Here is a 17,556-nt window from a genome sequence, read left to right on the forward strand (position 1 = left end):
GAATGCAGTATGTCCAGAAAGTTTTCGTTGGCCTATTTGACCATCCCCGGTACCGCCCCTGTGGACCAGATCCGCATCGCCAAGGAGGCGGGGTATGACTTCGTCAGCCTGCGCACCATCCCGATGCACCTGCCCGGAGAGCCGGAGTTCCTGCTCCACAAGGACGCCAAGCTGTTCGAGGAGACCCGCCAGGCTCTGAAGGAGTACGACATGCCCGTGATGGACATCGAGCTGGCCCGCGTCCGCCCCGACCTGGACATCAACGAGTATGACCCCGCGTTTGAGAAGGCAGCCGAGCTGGGCGCCACCGACGTGCTGGGCAGCATCTGGACCCGGGACAAGGCCTACTACATCGATCAGGTGGCCAAGATCGCCGAGATGGCCAAGAAGTACGGCCTGAAGTATAACGTGGAGTTCCTGCCCTGGGCCGGTGTCCGCAACCTCCAGGAGGCCATCACGCTGGTGGACACTGTGAAGGCGGACAACCTGTACATCATGGTGGACACCCTCCATGCCGGCCGCGCCGGTGTCACCGGTGCCGAGCTGGCCCGCACCGATCCCAAATACTTCAACTTCATCCACCTGTGCGACGGCCCCGCCGGGCCCGACGGAGACCCCGTCCTGGACAACATCAAGGACGAGCTGATGCTCTTCACCGCACGTGAGGGCCGCCTGTACCCCGGAGAGGGTGCCATGGACATCGCCGGCATGGTGAAGGGGATGCCCGAGATCCCCCTGTCCATCGAGCTGCCCAACCTGAAGCGGATCGAGGAGCTGGGTGTGGCCGGCCATGCCAAGCGCTGCCTGGATACTGCCAAGGCTTACTTTAAGGAGCACGGCATCGACTGAGTCCTGCCGTCTGATATCACCGCAATAAAACTTTTTTGAAGAGAATGAGAGAGGGATCGTTATGAAGATCGACATCAACACCAAAATGATCACCCTGCTGGGCAAACCTCTGGGCCAGTCTTTCGCCGCCCGGATGCAGAACGCCGGTTATGAGGCCGCCGGTCTGAACATGCTTTACTTCTACACCGAGGTGGACAAGGACCACTTGGGCGATGTGGTCAACGGCCTGCGCTACATGAACTTTGCCGGCTTCGCCGTGACCAAGCCCAACAAGGTCCGCGTGCTGCGCTACCTGGACGAGCTGGACCCCCTGTGCAAGAAGATGGGCGCCAGCAACACCGTGGTCAAGACCCCCGAGGGCAAGCTGATCGGCTACAATACCGACGGCGTTGGCTTCTACACCTCCCTGGTGGAAGAGGGCAAGATCAACGTGGAGGAGTCCACCTTCTTCTGCTTCGGTGCCGGCGGCGCCGGCCGTGCTATGTGCAGCGTGCTGGCCTATCACGGAGCCAAGAAGATCTATATCACCGATTTCTATGAGCCCTGCGCTGAGTCCCTGGTCATGGACATCAACGAGAACTTTGCCCCTGTGGCTGAGCTGGTCCACCACGGCGACTACGCCAAGATCGCTGAGTGCAACGTGGTTATGAACGCCAGCGGCATCGGCATGGGCTCCACCATCGGCCAGACTCCCATGCCCGTGGAGCACATCCAGCCCGGTCAGTTCTATTTTGACGCCTGCTACAACCCCGACAAGACCCAGTTCCTGCTCAACGCGGAGGAGAAGGGCTGCCAGGTGCTCAACGGTCTGGGCATGTCCCTGTATCAGGGCGCCGCACAGATCGAACTGTGGACTGGCGAGAAAGCCCCTGTGGAAGCCATGCGCAAGGAGCTCATGGACATCCTGGCGGAGAGCAAGTAAGGACCCCCCATCTGCGCTGTGCGCTGTTTTGAATGAGAAGACAAGAAGAGAGAGAGGAGGAAACCACGCATTGGGGTATTTCCGCGTTCCGGGGGGAGAAGAGATCGGGATGCGGAGCAGTCCGGCCCCCCGCCGGACATGTCTGCCGCCGGGAACAGCCCGGTGAAAGACGTTGTAAGTAGTAAAGAGGAGGTAAAACATGAAAGTCATCAAATGGCTGGATGAGCACTTTGAAGAGACCTTCCTGGTCTTTTTCCTGGTCCTCATCTCCTGCATCACCATGCTGCAGATCATCGCTAGAACCTTCTTCGCCGCCCTTTCCTGGCCGGAGGAGTTCTGCCGCTACTGCTGGATCTGGAGCGTGTTCATTTCCCTGCCCTACACCATGCGCAAGGGCAACATGCTGCGCGTGAACGTGCTGGTGGACCTGCTGCCCACCAAGGCCCGCAACGCGATCAACATCGTGATCGATCTCATCAACACCGTGGTGATGGCGCTGTTTTTCAACGGATCCATCACCGTGATCCAAAACGCCCTGAACAGCGGTCGTACCTCTCCCGCCATGGAGCTGCCCATGGCCGCTGTGTACATCTGCCTGCTGATCGGCTTCGGCCTGGGCTTCATCCGCGGCATCCAGCAGATCGTGCTTCATGTCATGAACTTCAATAAGAAGGAACTGACCACTCTGGAGCAGGCTATGGCGGACGCCGCCGAGGAAGCCGCCGCGGCCAAGGGTGATCTGGAAGGAGGCGCGAACTAATGGCAGCATTAATGGTATTTATCGTATTTCTGATCGCGATCGCCGTGTCCGTGCCCATTGGCGTGGCCATGTGCCTGGGTACCCTGTTCCCCCAGTATTTTATGAACGCCGGAGCACCGGTGGACCAGCTGATCAACTTCACACTGTCCGGCGCTGACTCCACTCCCATCCTGGCGGTGCCTCTGTTCATCCTGGGCGGCGTCATCATGGCAGAGGGCGGCATCTCCCGCCGGCTGTTCAACTTCTTCTCCTACTTCGTAGGAAACATCCCCGGCGGTGTGCCCTGCGCGGCCATCCTGACCTGCCTGTTCTACGGTGCCATCTCCGGTTCCGGCCCGGCCACCACCGCCGCCGTCGGCTCCATGTGCATCCCCTTCATGGTGGAAATGGGCTATGAGAAGCGCTGGAGCGCCGGCCTGATCGCCGTGGCCGGCGGCCTGGGCGTCATCATTCCGCCCTCCATCCCCTTCGTGCTCTACTCCCTGGCCACCGGCGTTTCCACCGGCGACCTGTTCCTGGCCGGCGTCATCCCCGGCATCCTGATTGGCCTGTTCATGATGGCCTATGCGGTGATCTTCTGCATCACCAAGGGCGAGGACAAGCAGCGCATCCGCGCCAAGATGTCCGAGCTGCGGGGCAACGGCTTCCTGAAGCTGTTTGCTGACAGCTTCTTCGCCCTGCTGTGCCCCATCATCGTGCTGGGCGGCATCTACTCCGGCATTGTCACCCCCACTGAGGCGGCCTGCGTGTCCGTGTTCTACGCTCTGTTCGTCTCCCTGGTGGTGTACCGCTCCATCTCTTTGAAGGACCTGATCCCCTTCCTGGCCAGCTCTGTCAAGACTTACGGCGGCCTGGCTTTCGTGCTGGCTTTTGCCACCGCTTTCGGCCGCGTGCTGTCCCTGACCCGCGCCACCAAGGTGATCGAGGACTTCATCGTGGGCAACTTCACCACTTCCTGGAGCGTCCTGTCTGTCCTGGTCATCCTGTTCCTGATCCTGGGCATGGTCATGGATACCGGCCCCGCCATCGTCATCCTGGCCCCCATCCTGCTGCCCGCTGTGCAGGCCCTGGGCGTGGACTCCGTCCACTTCGGCGTCATCCTGGTGTGCTGTCTGTCCATCGGCCTGGCCACGCCTCCCTTCGGCCTGGACCTGTTCGTGGCCGGAAACCTGGCGGAGGAGCCGCCCATGGCTGTGGCCAAGCGGGCGGTCCCCTTCATCATCTCCTTCCTGCTGGCCCTGGCTCTCATCACTTATGTGGAGCCGGTCAGCCTGGCGCTGTTGGGCCGCTGACCACTGACTTCGGTTCACCCTTGACCCGACCGGCCCTTGGCCGGCCGGGCAAGTGAACAAATAAAACATACCATTTAAGAGGAGGAAACAAACATGAAGAAATTTGCAGCTCTTGTCCTGGCTGGCGCCATGACTCTGGGCCTGGCCGCCTGCGGCGGCGGCAACACCAGCACCCCCGCCGCCAGCTCCACCCCCGATGCCAGCACCCCTGCTACCAGCACCCCCGCTGCTAGCACCGGTTCTGACTACGCCAGCCTGGACCCCGTGGTCCTGCGCGGCGCTGACTCCGCCGGCGTGGGCGCCGCTGCCCAGCAGCTGGGTGAGCTGGTTGCCGAGAAGGTGGACGCCATCACTGGCGGCCAGCTGACCGTTGAGTACTATCCCAACAGCGAGATGGGCGGCGACATGGATATCCAGCAGCAGATGCTGGACGGCACCCTGGACTATGTGGTGCTGCAGACCGCTCCCACCGTCTCCTTCGTGCCCGCCGTGGCCGTGTTCGATCTGCCCATGGTCTTCGCTCAGTATGACGGCGACACCATCGACCAGGTGCTGAACGGCGATGACAGCGAGTTCCTGAAGGCCATTGCCCCCAAGTATGAAGAGAAGAACATGAAGATCCTGGGCTACCTGCAGAACGCCACTTACCGTCTGACCACTTCCAATGTGAAGCTGGACACTCTGGATGCGTTCAAGGGCCTGCAGATTCGCACCATGGAGAACCAGAACCACATGGCTTTCTGGTCTGCTCTGGGCGCTGCCCCCACTCCTCTGGCCTGGCCTGAGGTGTACATCTCCCTGCAGAACGGCACCATCGACGCTCAGGAGAACGCCGCTGATACCTGCATGACCTCCAACTTCCAGGAGGTCCAGAAGTATCTGAACTTCACCAACCACATCCTGTACCTGAACCAGATCATCATCAACAATGACAAGTTCAACAGCCTGGACCCCCTGTATCAGGATGCCCTGACTCAGGCCGTGGAGGAAGCCATTGCTGAGCTGCGTCCCGCTCTGACCGAGCTGGATAAGAGCAGCAAGGACACTCTGGCTGCCGGCGGCATGGAGATGGTGGAGTACGCTCCCGAGTTCTATGACGAGATCCTGAACCTGCAGGGCGTGAAGGACCTGTACACCAAGATCGACGGCGAGGTCGACGGTCTGGGTACCATCCTGCAGGACGAGCTGGCCGCTGTTGCCGGGGCCTGATCCCCAGCTGCGGACAAGCGCGTACCCATGAATTTCAAACGGGCCGGCGCCCCAGCGGCGCCGGTCCGTTTCTTCCTTTGGGTGGCCCCGTGGGTCTGCTCCCGGCAGAGAAATATTCCGGAGGCGGTCCCATGCGTCCAGCCAGATCTGATCCGCTGAAAGACTGCTGTGTTTTGGAGAGGAGCGTTTCTATGGAGCTGCTGAAGAAAAGCCGGGCATTTCTGCTTCTGTTTGTCACCTTCTTCTTCTGGGGGAGCGTGTACGTGGGGGGGAAGCTGATCTCTGACGATGTGCCCGCCCCCCTGCTGGGCTGCCTGCGGTGTTTTGTGGCCTCATTTCCCCTGATGCTCATGGCCCGGAAGCACTTCGGCGTGAAGATCGACCGGGCGGACTGGAAATACTTTGCCGGGGTGGGGGTCATGGGCTATTTCCTCACCATCTTCCTCATCCAGCTGGGGATCTCCCTCACCGGGGCCTCCATGGCCTCCCTGGTCAACTCGGTGACACCAGTGGGGGTCACCATCTTCGCTGCCCTCCACCTGAAGGAAAAGATCACCCCCACCAAGGTGCTGTGTCTGGTGCTGGCACTGGTGGGCACCTTCGTCATCACCACCGGCGCCACCGGCCAGGGGGAGATGGCGGGCATCCTGGTGGTGCTGGCGGCAGTGGTCACCTGGAGCGTGGCCTCTGTCTTCATGCGCCAGCTCACCGCCAAGTATCCCCCCATTCTGGTCACAGCCTACGGCATGGTCATCAGTCTGATCTTCCACATCCCCACGGGGGTGGCGGCCGCGGTGCAGGCAGGGGGCACCGGCCTGAGCTCCGCCAACATCCTGGTGGTGCTCTATCTGGGGCTGGTGGGCTCCGGGCTGGCCCAGTACACCTGGACGGCCAGTCTGGCCGAGCTGCCTGCCAGCACCTGCTCCCTCTTTTACCCTCTCCAGCCCATGTTCTCTGCCCTGCTGGGCATACTGCTGCTGAACGAGACTTTCACCCCCTCCTTCCTGGTGGGATTGGTGCTCATCTCCGCTGATGTCATCCTCAGCACCCTGGAGACCCGCAAGCTGGCAAAGCAGGCGCAGGCCGGGTCAGACCGATAAGATATGCTTTTTCTGTCCCGAACTGAAAAATATATTTGATTTTTTCATCGAATTATGGCATAATTGAATCAATATATTAAGATCCGGGACAGAAAGGGGGAGCGCCGTATGAATTTACGGCAGCTGCAATATTTCAAGACCATCGCCGAGCTGGAGCACTACACCCGGGCGGCGGAAAAGCTGTATGTCAGTCAGTCCAACCTGAGCCACTCCATTCAGGAGCTGGAGGACGAGCTGAATGTGGAATTTTTTGTTCGAAAGGGACGCAACATCAAACTGACCAAATATGGGGAGCTGTTCCTCCCCTATGTTTCCCAGGCCCTGAACCTGCTGGACACCGGAGTGGCCCGACTCCAGGATTATATCAACCCAAACAGCGGCACGGTGGTAATGGCCTGCTTTCCCTCCCTGGCGGAGTTCGCGCCTGAGCTGATCGTGCGCTATTTATCCGAGACCAACCGGGTGGGGGTGCGCCTCCAGTTCAACCAGGAGGCCACCTTCATGCAGCTGCGGGACAAGCTGCTGGCCGGGGAGATCGACCTGCTCTTCTGTACTAAAATCGACGACCCCCGGGTGGAAGGGGCCCTCATCGGTGAGCACCAGATCGTCCTGCTGGTCCCGGAGAGCCACCGGCTGGCTCAGCGGGAGTCGGTGGACCTGCGGGAGCTGGACGGGGAGCCCTTCATCTCTTTCGACAACAACTGCCAGCTGCGCTCCGTCACCGACGAGCTGTTCCGGAGCCTGGGCATCCAGCCCAAGATCACCATGGAGACAGCCCAAGACGTTATCATGTACGGAATGGTAGCCGCCAATCACGGCGTCGCTATCGTTCCCAGGCCCCTGGGCGGGACCCCCTACAATGTGAAGGTGCTGCCCATCGAAAACGAGATCCCCGCGCGGAAGCTGTATATCCAATGGAACAAGGAGCAGTATATGCCCCCCGCCGCCGAATATTTCCGGGATTTTATTATCCGCAGCGGCCTGATCTTCAACCACTTCTTGGAGCGGCACAATCTGAAAGAGGGCTCCTGAAGCGAAATGACCGGACAAAAGACTTGGCCGGCCTGTCCCACCTCGGGCAGGCCGGCCTTTTTTGGCACATCCCATGCAGGAATTTGAACAATGAATGAAAACTAGCTATTTGACAAATAAGAGGGAATATACTATTCTTTGTATGGTAGTAGTAGACAGAAAAAAGAGAGATGCCCTGTGGCTGTTGCTGGAAAATAGCCAAAGCGGAAGGACCAAAAAATCCCCTTGATCTATGAATCGATTCCATAGGAAATGGGGAGAGACCGCCGGGCAGAGACACTGTTTGGGAGAAGCGGGCGAAAGCCTGATAAGAGATTGCTGATCCAAAAAAATGATATGGAGGATTTCACACAATGAGCAAGAAACTGGTATCTGACCTGTTGGTAGACTACCTGGAGCGCCGGGGCGTCACCAAGCTGTTCGGACTGTGCGGCCACACCGTCATCGGCATGCTGGACGCCCTTTCCCGCAGTAAGAAGATCGAGTACATCGGCACCCGGCATGAGGCCGTGGCTTCCACCGCGGCTGACGGCTACGCCCGCATCACCCACAAGGCCTCCGTGGTCATGTGCCACCTGGGCCCCGGCCTGACCAACGTGCTCACCGGCGTGGCCAACGCCTCCCTGGACTCCATCCCCATGGTGGTCATCGCGGGCGATGTGCCCAGCTACTACTTCGGCCGTCACCCCCATCAGGAGATCCAGATGCATGAGGACGGCGACCAGTACAGCATGCTCAAGCCCGTGTGCAAGCGCAGCTGGCGCGTGGACGACGTGGAGGCCCTGCCCTACATCCTGGACAAGGCATTCCGTCTGGCTGAGGCCGGCCGTCCCGGCCCCGTCCTGGTAGACGTGCCCATGGACATGTTCTCCCGTGAGATGGAGGAGGAACTGTGGGCCCGCACCTACAAGGACAGCCATGTGACCATGAAGCCCGCCCTGGACCCCGCTGCCGCCAAGGCCATCGCCAAGAAGCTGGTGGAGGCCAAGAACCCCGTCCTCCACGCCGGCGGCGGCATCCTGCTGGCTCAGGCCTCCGAGGAGCTGGCTGCTCTGGCCGAGTTCCTGGACATCCCCGTGTCCCGCACTCTGGCCGGCCAGGGCTGCCTGTCCGACCAGCACCCCCTGATGGTGGGCCAGACCGGCTTCTGGGGCCTGGAGTTCACCCACTCCCTGACCACCAATGCCGACGTGATCCTGGGCCTGGGCACCCGCTTCGGCGAGGCCGACAGCTCCAGCTGGTATCAGGGCGTCACCTTCGATCCCGATAAGACCACCTTCCTGCAGATCGACATCGACCCCAACGAGATCGGCCGCAACTACGCTGTGGAGATCGGCGCCATCGGCGACCTGAAGATCGGCCTGGCCCAGATCCTGGAGGAAGTGAAGAAGATCTGCCCCGAGGGTAAGAGCAACCCCGAGCTGCGTGAGCAGATTGCTGCCGCCAAGGCCGCGTTCAAGGCCAGCAACGAGGCCATCTCCAACGACGGCCGCTTCCCCATGACTCCCCAGCGCATCCTGAAGGACGTGAAGGAGGTCATCCCCGAGGACGCCATCATCTTCACCGATGTGGGCTGGAACAAGAACGGCGTGGCCCAGGAGTTCGACATCACCGTTCCTGGCACCATCCACCACTCTTCCGGTCTGGCCACCATGGGCTTCGGCGCTTCCGCCGTCCTGGGCGGCAAGCTGGCTGCCCCCGATAAGATCGTGCTGACCCTCACCGGCGACGGCGGCTTCGGCGTCAACCCCACCTGCATGGCTACCGCCGTGGAGAAGGGTATCGCCTGCACCTGGGTGGTCATGAACAACTCCGCTTTCGGCACCATCGCCGGTCTGGAGAACGCCAACTACAAGACCAAGTTCGGCACCGTGTTCCACACTCCCGATGGGGAGTCCTACAGCCCCTGCTGGGCCGACGTGGCCAAGGCCTACGGTGTGGACTCCATCCGCTGCTCTACCGCTGACGAGTTCAAGCCCGCCCTGGAGAAGGCCATCGAGGCCAACAAGGCCGGCAAGCCCTTCCTGGTGGAGGCCCCCATGGAGAACATCGTGGTGCCCACCCCCGGCTGCTGGAACATCAACGACATTTACAGCCCCAACGAGCTGGTCAAGGAGGGCAAGCTGGTCAAGAAGGAGAACGGCCAGTACGTCGCCCCCAGCCACTCCAAGTCCCACAACGCCTAAGTTTGCCCCGCACTTCCTTCTTGTGTGTGTTTTTTCAGAGAAATGCCGCCCCACTTGGGGCGGCATTTCTCGTCTTTCTAGAAAAGGGCGCAGAGAATGTAAAAAATTGAGACCCAGATTGGACGGCCGGAAGTTGCGGCTAATTTCCTTGACACCCCATCTCCGTGGGGGTACAATATCTCACAACAGGACATATGAAGGCAGCTTTGCAGGCCGGACCGGGGAAGGGGCCGGCCTGCGGAAGTGGAGGAAGTTCAGATATGGCAAAACATGTAAAGCGGTCGGTGGTCCCCATCTATCTGGTGGGTGCGGTCTGGCTGGCCTATGCGCTGCTGTTCCCACTGTACCAGCCGGTCCATTACCTGCTGTGCGGGGCGCTGTCGGCGGCGGCCTTCATCGTGGGGAAGGGACTCTTCCCCAATAAGGTGTATGAGGTGCCCGGAGAGCCGGAGGAGAACAAACAGGAGGAGCCCGAGAAGAAGGAACCTCCTAAAAGTACCGGAGATCCGGAGATCGACGCCCTCATCAAAGAGCGGGACCGGGCGGTGGGTGAGATGCGCCGCCTCAACGACAGCATCGAGGACGAGGAGATCTCCGCCCAGATCGATCATCTGGAGGAGGTCACCCGGAAGATCATCGACCTGGTGGTGAAGCAGCCTAAAAAGCTGCCCCAGATCCGCCGGTTTCTGGATTACTATCTGCCCACCACCCTGAAGATCCTGAATGCCTATGACCGTATGGATGCGGCCGGCATCTCGGGGGAAAATATCGACGCCACCAAGAAGAAGGTAGAGCAGATGATGGCTACCATCTCCCAGGCTTTTGACAGGCAGCTGGACGCCCTGTTCGGGGATGAGGCACTGGACATCTCTACCGATATCACCGTCATGGAGCAGATGCTCCAGCGGGAGGGGCTGGGTGGCCAGAAGAAGGACGGAGACGGAGGCGTGACCCTGGAGCTGTGAGCCGAGAAGAGTGGGGGAGACCGTGGAACAGGTGGAGAAACTGATCATGGGGCGATGGAGATGGCCGTGCTGACGGGATATGACTTCTGGAAAGCGGGGACCGAGGTCCCGTGATATCTAGGACAATGAGATCAGAAACGTGACGATACAGGAGGAAACGACAATGAGCGACAATCTGGATATGACCCCTCAGCTGACTCTGACGCCGGAGGCGGACACCGCTGCGGCCGCGGCACCGGCCGCCCCGGAGGCACCCGCCCTGACCCTGGAGCCCGCGGCGGCGGACCCGGCTGACGCTGCGGCCGCCCAGAAGGAGCGGGACGCTCACGCCGTCAAGCTGGATGAGAGCCAGCTCACGGAGGCGGAACGGAAGATGGTGGATGAGTTCTCCCAGAAGATCGACATCACCGACTCCAGCGTGGTGCTCCAGTACGGCGCCGCCGCCCAGAAGAACATCGCCGGCTTCTCGGAAAACGCACTGAACAACGTGCGGACCAAGGATCTGGGCGAGGTAGGGGAGGCCCTGTCCTCTCTAGTGGTGGAACTGAAGGGCTTCGGCAAGGAGGAAGACGAGGGCGGCTTCCTGGGCTTCTTCAAGAAGAAGCGGGATAAACTGGAGGCCATGAAGACGAGCTACGCCAAGGCCGAGGTCAACGTGGACAAGATCGTGCGGGTGCTGGAGAACCACCAGGTGGTGCTGATGAAGGACATCGCCATGTTGGACCAGATGTATGACCTCAACACCAAATACTACAAAGAGCTGACTATGTATATCATCGCGGGGAAAAAGCGGCTGGAGCATGTCCGGGCCCACGACTTGGAGGAGCTGAAGAAGAAGGCCGCCGAGACCGGGGCCCAGGAGGACGCACAGAAATACAACGACTATGCCAACCTGTGTAACCGCTTTGAGAAGAAGCTCCACGATTTGGAGCTCACCCGGATGATCTCCATCCAGATGGGCCCTCAGACTCGGCTGATCCAGAACAACGACACCCTGATGCTGGAGAAGATCCAGTCCTCCCTGGTCAACACCATCCCCCTGTGGAAGAGCCAGATGGTGCTGGCCCTGGGGCTGGAGCACAGCCGCCAGGCCACGGCCGCCCAGTCTGCAGTTACCGACATGACCAACCAGCTGCTCCAGAAGAACGCGGACCTGCTGAAGATGGGCACTATCGAGACCGCCCGGGAATCTGAGCGCTCCGTGGTGGATATCCAGACCCTCCAGCACACCAACCAGCAGCTGATTTCCACCCTGGACGAGGTGATGAAGATCCAGCAGGAGGGCAGTCAGAAGCGGAAGGAGGCCGAGCTGGAGCTGGGCCGCATTGAGGGCGAGCTGAAGCAGAAGCTGCTGGAGCTGAGAGGCTGAGGCCGGCGGTCCTGTCCCGCTGCGTGAGGTGAAACGATGAACTTTTTGAAAAAGACTTGGGTGGCCATAGCGCTGACTGTGATCATGGTCGTGGCGGCTATCGGCGTGGGTCAGCTGCGGGCTCCCGCCCCCGGACTGCCCACAGACACATCCAACAGTGCCTCCGGCGCGCTGGACACCTCCCTGTCCACGTCGGAGTATGACACCTGGATCTCAGATCAGGCCGGGGTGCTGTCCTCCTCCGCAGAGGAGCAGATCAGCCTCTATAACGCCAACTGGGACTATCGGTACAACAGCCTGATCGCCGTACTGATGGTGGACAGCCTGGATGGGCAGGACATCGAAAGCTATGCTTACGACCAGGGGACCCAGATCGGCCTGGGCCAGGGCGACGCCCTGCTGGTGGCTGCGGTGGATGACGAGCTCTATTACGTGGCTACAGGCAACGACTTCTCCACCATCCTGACCAGCAGTGTGACTTCCCGGCTGGATGGGATGCTTTCCAGCAACTTCGGTGCCCAGCGCTTTGAAGAGGGTGTGCTGTCCTTCTTTGCGGAGATGAACCAGGTATATATAGACAACTTCGGACTGGGCAACGCCGGAGGGGGAGGGAGCTACCAGGTCAATGAGCGGACCATGGGGGTGATCTCCCTGCTGGTCCTTCTGGTGGCGGCCCTGATGGTGCTCTCCGCCATCGACCGGGCGCGCTACAACAGCTACCGGGCACGTTTTTATGGGGTGGCCTCCCCACCCTATGTGTTCCGGCCTATCCTCTTCTGGCATGGTCCGGGATACGGCTGGTACCGGCGCCATTGGCACCGTCCTCCGCCGCCACCGCCCGGAGGTCCGAGAGGGCCCAGAGGACCAGGTGACCCCGGTGGATTTGGCGGGATCGGCGGCGGCAGCCGTCCGCGGAGCGGAGGATCACGTGGCGGCGGATTTGGCGGCAGCGGTGGTTTCGGAGGCTCCTTCGGCGGCAGCCGCGGCGGAGGCTTCGGCGGTTCCCGCGGCGGAGGCTTTGGTGGGAGCTTCGGCGGTCGTGGCGGAAGCTTCGGTGGCCGCGGCGGAGGATTCGGAGGTGGCTTTGGCGGCGGCGGTGGCCGCGGCGGCGGATTTGGCGGCCGGTGAGTGCTGAACAGCAGAATGACCCGTCCCGCCGTCACCGGTCCGCGTCTGGCTGGTCCCCAGCATGGGCGGGGCTTCCTCCCAAGAGGGCCGGAGACCCGGCCAGGGCCCAGAGGACCTGAAAGAAATGCAAGCAGACAGCCCCTTAAGGGGCCCTGAAAAGTTTGGGATCTCTCCCCTTTTCGGGCCTCTTAAGGGGCGCTTTTTATGCCTGCGGCCTGTAAGGAGACAAAAAGCAGAAAATGAATGTTGCGATTATGTTGCTATTATATAAAAATTAGTGAAAATATTGTGAACTAAATCAATTGAATTTTGGAGCCCGACTTTCTATAATGAGATCATACCACTCCGGCAAAAAATAAAAGCTGAGGAGAGATGAACATGGGCGAAGAAAAAAGTAATGTTGTCATTACAGAGGAAGGAGCACTCAGCGTGAAGAAGCTGACCTTCTGGGAAGCAGCTATGATCATCGTGGGTGCAAATATCGGAGCCGGTATTTTAGGACTGGCTTATTCCTCCCGGAAGGCCGGATGGCCTATCCTGCTGATGTGGCTTATTATCGCGGGGGTATTTACGACGGTCTCCATGCTGTATGTGGCTGAGACTACCCTCCGCACGAAAAAGCCCATGCAGCTGCCGGGGCTGGCAGAACGATATGTGGGAAAATTGGGGGCGGTACTGGTCTTTATTTCTGTGTGCGCCAACTCCATTGGCTGCATGATCTCCTATACCAGCGGCAGCGGAGAAATTTTGGCTGAGCTGCTGGGGATCTCCCCCACACTTGGAAGCCTGATCTTTACTGTGCCGGCCGTAGTAGTAGTGTGGCTGGGACTGAAAGCAACCGGCCTGGCAGAAAAATTTATCAGTACCGGCATGATCGTTTTGCTGGCCGTTATTATCGGGGTCTCCTTCTTATCTGGGAAAGCGGATATCAGCCAGGCGATCTACACCAACTGGACCTATGCGGTGCCTGTGTTCAACGTGGCGATCTTCTGCTATATCGCCCAGTATGCAGTCCCTGAACTGGCCCGCGGCCTGCGGCATAATGCTCGCGCACTGCCCAAAGCGGTCACCATCGGCATGCTGATCACCGGGATACTGCTGGCACTGGTCCCTCTGGCTGTCATTTCCCTTACTGGAGCGGACAATGTCACGGAGGTAGCGACGCTCGCCTGGGGCCAGGCGCTGGGCAGCTGGGCAATGTTTGTAGCCAACATTTTTGCCCTGTGCGCCATGATGACCTCTTACTGGGCAGTGGGCGGCTCTATGCTGACGAACATTGTGGACATGTTCAAGTTCAAGAGCGAGAATCATGTGCCGACCCGCCTGATCTCGCTGGCATGTGTGGCTCTGCCTCCATTCATTTTAGCTTACAGCGGCTTGGTCAGCTTTGTAGACGCCATTTACCTGGCTGGGACCTTCGGTGGTGTCATTATGTCCATTCTGCCTGCGCTGATGGTAAACAGTGCCCGGAAAAACGGCGACATGGAGCCGCCCTGGAAGTGCGGCTGGTACTCTGCGCGGTGGGTCCAGGTGCTCATCATCACGCTCTTCTGTGCGGCAGCCCTCTATGCGGTTTTGGATCTGGTGGGGATCCTGCCCTCAGGCTGGTAAAAGAGGGAGGAAAATGCAATGCGTGTCATTCCCAAAGACAAAGTGATCTTCAGCTTCAATGCGGAGCATCCCTGTCAATATAGCGTCGAGGATGGGGAGACCTTCTGGGTGGAGACAGATGACTGTTACAGCGGCCAGATCACAGACGCCTCGGTAAAGCGTCCGGATATCGATATCACGATCATGGACTGCTCTGTTGGGCCGATCGAGGTGCGGGGTGCCAAGCCGGGAGATACCCTGTGTGTGGAGATCCTGGCCATTGAGCTCGGCAGACAGGGGGTTATGGTGACCTCAAAGGGATTGGGCGTACTGGGGGACCGGATTACAGAGGCTGACACTAAGGTGATTCCCATTGAGGATGGATTTGCCTGCTTTTCTGACAAGATCCGTCTCCCATTGACCCCAATGGTGGGCGTGTGCGGGGTAGCCCCCAGACCTGGGCTGGATATCCACTGTGCAGTGCCGGGGGATCACGGCTCTAATATGGATACGAAGATGGTGAAGGCGGGGGCCCGTGTCTATCTTCCTGTGTCGGTCCCAGGAGCCGGCCTGGCAGTGGGGGACCTGCACGCCTGTATGGGTGACGGGGAATTAAGCGGGACCGGGATCGAGACACCCGGCCGGATCTGTCTCAAAACCACGCTTTACAAGGACCGGCCGGTGAGCAGACCGGTCATCGAGACAGTGGAAGCCCTCTATTTTACAGCATCCGCTGTGACTTTGGACGATGCTATTCGATTGGCGGTATCTGATACAGTTGCCTTTCTGGAGAAAAAACTGGAACTGGATTTTCCGGATGCATACCGTTTGCTAAGTGCGACTTGTGACATTCAGATCAGTCAGGTAGTCAATGATTTGAAGACAGTCCGGGTCCGCTGCCCCAAATTTGATACAGGGATCCCCACGCTGTGAGGCGCGGCCAATGTCCAGACAGCCCCTGATCGGGGGCTGTCTGGCATTTTTGCACTTATACGTCCGGCTTGAACGCTTCAGCGTTCCATGATATACTGACTTTGACCCGGTTAGAAAGGGGGGAGGTGGGCCTGTGCTCGGTAAGATAAGGCGGATGTGTCCCCTCTGCTGGCAGGACAGCGTGATTTTAGTGGTGACCATGGCGGTGGTATTGGACCTGGGTCTGCTGCTCCAGCCCGTAGGGGCGGATGACTGCCATGCAGCCTTGCTTTTTGTGACAGGTGTCTTGGTGGTGGCCCGTTCTACCAATGGATATTTTTATGGGATGACGGCGAGCCTGATCGCCGCAGTGGTCGTGAATTATGCCTTTATGGAACCCTATTACCGGTTTGAGCTGCGGGGGGCTGGTTACCCATTCACATTTGTCACACTGTTTAGTGTCTCTATCGTGACCAGCGCGCTTACTACCCATATCAAAGAGCAGGAGGAGGCCCAGATCGAGGCGGAGCGGGAGCGACTGCGCGCCAATCTGCTCCGGGCAGTGGGGCATGACCTGCGGACTCCGCTGACTTCCATCATCGGATCAGCAGAGGCGATCCTCAGTCCGGGAAATTGTCTGAGCGATGAGGAGAACAGGACCCTGCTCCGCAATGTGTGCAGTGAAGCAGAGTGGATGATCCGTATGGTAGAAAATTTATTGTCTATCACCCGTGTAGGCGGGGCGTCTTACCACTTGAAAAAGAGTCCGGAGATGCCAGAGGAAGTAGTGGGTGAGGTAATGGAAAAATTCCAAAAGCACTTCCCCAATACCACAGTGGAAGTAGAGGTGCCTGACGTCCTGCTGGAAGTGCCTATGGATGCGATGCTGATCGAGCAGGTGCTATACAACCTGATGGAAAATGCGGTGATCCATGGGATGGCGGAGAAGATCCGGATTCGGATAGATGCGGGAAAGCACTGGGTCCGTTTTTCTGTCAGTGACGACGGGGCGGGGATCCCGCAGGAAAAGTTGGAGCATCTATGCGGGGACTATATGGAATTGGCAGATACCAGTTCTGGAGATAAAAAACACAATATGGGCATTGGGCTGATCGTCTGCCGCGATATTATCAAGGTGCACGGAGGAAATTTTGAAGGCAGAAATCAGCTGGAGGGAGGCACGGAGTTTTGGTTCACGCTTCCCTTAAAGGAGGAACGGCAGTATGGCGGTCATAAAGGATAAAATTTTAGTGATCGAAGATGAAAAAAGTATCAACTATCTGATCGGAACGGTCCTGACAGCCAATGGATATGATGTCATCAAGGCCTATACCGGAACAGAGGCGTGTCAGATGCTTGACGCCTACTGCCCTGACTTGATTATTCTGGATCTGGGGCTCCCAGATATGGATGGAGTGGATATCATCCGACGTATTCGAGGGTGGAGCGTTGTTCCAATTATAGTGGTATCTGCCAGGACCAGAGAACGAGACAAGATCGAAGCATTGGATCTTGGCGCGGACGACTATCTGACCAAACCTTTCGGCGGAGGAGAACTGCTGGCGCGTATCCGCACCGCTCTGCGCCATACCAGGACGCAAGCCGCCGATCCTGGATTGGCGCGTACAGGGATCTACCGGTGTGGCCGGCTGCGAGTCGATTTTGACAGCCATCTGGTATGGCTGGGAGAAGAGAACGTGCATCTGACTCAGAGTGAGTATAGGATCGTTGCTCTGTTGACCCAATATGCCGGAAAAGTTTTGACATATGATTTTATCATTCGAGAGATCTGGGGGCCGAATGCTGTAGGAGATACTCAAAATCTGCGGGCCAATATGGCAAAGATCCGTCGCAAACTAGAAAAGAACCCGGCGAAACCCCAGTATATTTTTACTGAGGTAGGTGTGGGTTACCGCATGGCAGAAGGAGATTGAGGTCCCTTGCAAATGAAAAACAGCATATTATAATTGTAAGAGATCCAATCATATTCTTGACAAAAAGCGCGATGTCTACCAAAAGTCTACCAAAAAAGGGCGGCGGTGGCCTGGAGTTTCAGGGCCTTGCTGCCCCTTCTGTTTTCATGTGTCTACCAAATGTCTACCAGGGAAACTTTTTAGGCGTAATCTCGGGGATTTTTCCCTTGATCTCCCCCTTTTTATAACCAATTCCTCCTGTGTCAGAAGTGTTGTACAGGCATAGTGGGCCGAAATGTTCTAGAAAAGGCCCGGTTTGTCAGAAAACA

The 17,556-nt window shown here is 58.7% G+C and carries 15 protein-coding genes; all 15 read left to right on the plus strand.

The window, feature by feature from the left end:
* The first annotated feature begins 9 nt into the window (after positions 1–9).
* The 15 genes from BN1969_RS05145 to BN1969_RS05215 all read left to right on the plus strand — a co-directional run bounded on the left by BN1969_RS05145 (position 10) and on the right by BN1969_RS05215 (position 17,248).
* Positions 10–849, plus strand: a complete 840-nt coding sequence (locus BN1969_RS05145) for a sugar phosphate isomerase/epimerase family protein (RefSeq protein ID WP_050623325.1) — start codon at positions 10–12, stop codon at positions 847–849.
* A 61-nt stretch (positions 850–910) separates the two neighbouring features.
* The gene (locus tag BN1969_RS05150; RefSeq protein ID WP_050623326.1) at positions 911–1,771 is read left to right on the plus strand and encodes a shikimate dehydrogenase family protein; all 861 of its coding nucleotides are present in this window, start codon (positions 911–913) and stop codon (positions 1,769–1,771) included.
* 199 nt (positions 1,772–1,970) lie between these two features.
* Complete coding sequence (locus BN1969_RS05155) at positions 1,971–2,531, plus strand: TRAP transporter small permease (protein ID WP_050623327.1); 561 nt, start codon at positions 1,971–1,973, stop codon at positions 2,529–2,531.
* Positions 2,531–3,823: a TRAP transporter large permease gene (locus tag BN1969_RS05160; RefSeq protein WP_050623328.1), complete on the plus strand. Its 1,293-nt coding sequence runs from the start codon at positions 2,531–2,533 to the stop codon at positions 3,821–3,823. The genes BN1969_RS05155 and BN1969_RS05160 overlap by 1 nt, the downstream gene beginning before the upstream one ends.
* Positions 3,824–3,916: 93 nt before the next feature.
* A complete protein-coding gene (locus BN1969_RS05165; RefSeq protein WP_050623329.1) occupies positions 3,917–5,032 on the plus strand; it encodes a TRAP transporter substrate-binding protein in 1,116 nt (371 codons plus the stop codon).
* Between the two features lie 191 nt (positions 5,033–5,223).
* Positions 5,224–6,132, plus strand: a complete 909-nt coding sequence (locus BN1969_RS05170) for a DMT family transporter (RefSeq protein WP_050623330.1) — start codon at positions 5,224–5,226, stop codon at positions 6,130–6,132.
* A gap of 108 nt (positions 6,133–6,240) precedes the next feature.
* Positions 6,241–7,164 (plus strand): LysR family transcriptional regulator, encoded by a 924-nt coding sequence (locus BN1969_RS05175; RefSeq protein ID WP_050623331.1) that lies wholly within the window; start codon positions 6,241–6,243, stop codon positions 7,162–7,164.
* A 353-nt stretch (positions 7,165–7,517) separates the two neighbouring features.
* Complete coding sequence (locus tag BN1969_RS05180; protein WP_050623332.1) at positions 7,518–9,350, plus strand: thiamine pyrophosphate-binding protein; 1,833 nt, start codon at positions 7,518–7,520, stop codon at positions 9,348–9,350.
* A 260-nt stretch (positions 9,351–9,610) separates the two neighbouring features.
* Positions 9,611–10,315 carry a 5-bromo-4-chloroindolyl phosphate hydrolysis family protein gene (locus BN1969_RS05185; protein ID WP_050623333.1) on the plus strand — a complete coding sequence of 235 codons (705 nt, stop codon included), beginning with the start codon at positions 9,611–9,613 and terminating at the stop codon, positions 10,313–10,315.
* 163 nt (positions 10,316–10,478) lie between these two features.
* On the plus strand, positions 10,479–11,684 hold the full coding sequence (locus BN1969_RS05190; RefSeq protein ID WP_082203506.1) for a toxic anion resistance protein: 1,206 nt from the start codon (positions 10,479–10,481) through the stop codon (positions 11,682–11,684).
* A 36-nt stretch (positions 11,685–11,720) separates the two neighbouring features.
* Positions 11,721–12,812 carry a TPM domain-containing protein gene (locus tag BN1969_RS05195; RefSeq protein WP_050623334.1) on the plus strand — a complete coding sequence of 364 codons (1,092 nt, stop codon included), beginning with the start codon at positions 11,721–11,723 and terminating at the stop codon, positions 12,810–12,812.
* Between the two features lie 378 nt (positions 12,813–13,190).
* Complete coding sequence (locus BN1969_RS05200) at positions 13,191–14,423, plus strand: aromatic amino acid transport family protein (RefSeq protein ID WP_050623335.1); 1,233 nt, start codon at positions 13,191–13,193, stop codon at positions 14,421–14,423.
* 18 nt (positions 14,424–14,441) lie between these two features.
* The gene (locus BN1969_RS05205) at positions 14,442–15,335 is read left to right on the plus strand and encodes an acetamidase/formamidase family protein (protein ID WP_050623336.1); all 894 of its coding nucleotides are present in this window, start codon (positions 14,442–14,444) and stop codon (positions 15,333–15,335) included.
* A 133-nt stretch (positions 15,336–15,468) separates the two neighbouring features.
* Positions 15,469–16,557 (plus strand): sensor histidine kinase, encoded by a 1,089-nt coding sequence (locus tag BN1969_RS05210; RefSeq protein WP_147577006.1) that lies wholly within the window; start codon positions 15,469–15,471, stop codon positions 16,555–16,557.
* Positions 16,538–17,248 carry a response regulator gene (locus tag BN1969_RS05215; protein WP_050623338.1) on the plus strand — a complete coding sequence of 237 codons (711 nt, stop codon included), beginning with the start codon at positions 16,538–16,540 and terminating at the stop codon, positions 17,246–17,248. The genes BN1969_RS05210 and BN1969_RS05215 overlap by 20 nt, the downstream gene beginning before the upstream one ends.
* Positions 17,249–17,556: the final 308 nt, after the last annotated feature.

The organism is Clostridium phoceensis (genome assembly GCF_001244495.1).
Lineage (GTDB): Bacteria > Bacillota > Clostridia > Oscillospirales > Oscillospiraceae > Lawsonibacter > Lawsonibacter asaccharolyticus.